This is a genomic window from Bradyrhizobium uaiense (assembly GCF_010811875.1).
GTDB classification, from domain to species: Bacteria; Pseudomonadota; Alphaproteobacteria; order Rhizobiales; family Xanthobacteraceae; genus Bradyrhizobium; species Bradyrhizobium uaiense.
The window spans coordinates 1-331 of sequence record NZ_VKHP01000637.1 but is presented as its reverse complement, the minus strand read 5'-3'; the positions used below and the strand labels follow the sequence as shown (position 1 = coordinate 331).

Genomic DNA, 331 nt, shown 5'->3' with positions numbered 1-331 from the left:
CTGTGACCCGGCCATCGCGAGCTGCGCCGATCATCTCAGCTGAAGAGATTTTCAGCTCGTTGTCGAAAGACGTCCTTACCGTGACGAAGCCATTTGTGTGTGCTGATATGAGCCTCGAAAAGGTTGTCAGCCCCACACCCGAAATGTTGGTTTGCGGATATTCCGTCGCCATTTGCCAGCTGACTTGGGCGAGAGCCGGCTGCCCAAACAAGCACAGCAGAGCTGCGCCGATGAAACCGACAAAGCTGCGCCGCATCATGGGTCGCTCCTGATCCTGTCGCAAGACATTCCTCGGCATGATGGCTGTGGGTGAGGGACAGGCGAACGTCGT

The 331-nt window shown here is 57.1% G+C and carries 1 pseudogene; it reads right to left on the bottom strand.

Features of this window, described 5'->3' with window-relative positions:
• Positions 1 to 259, bottom strand: a pseudogene (locus FNJ47_RS46860) (C4-dicarboxylate ABC transporter substrate-binding protein); the annotation flags it as partial.
• Positions 260 to 331: the final 72 nt, after the last annotated feature.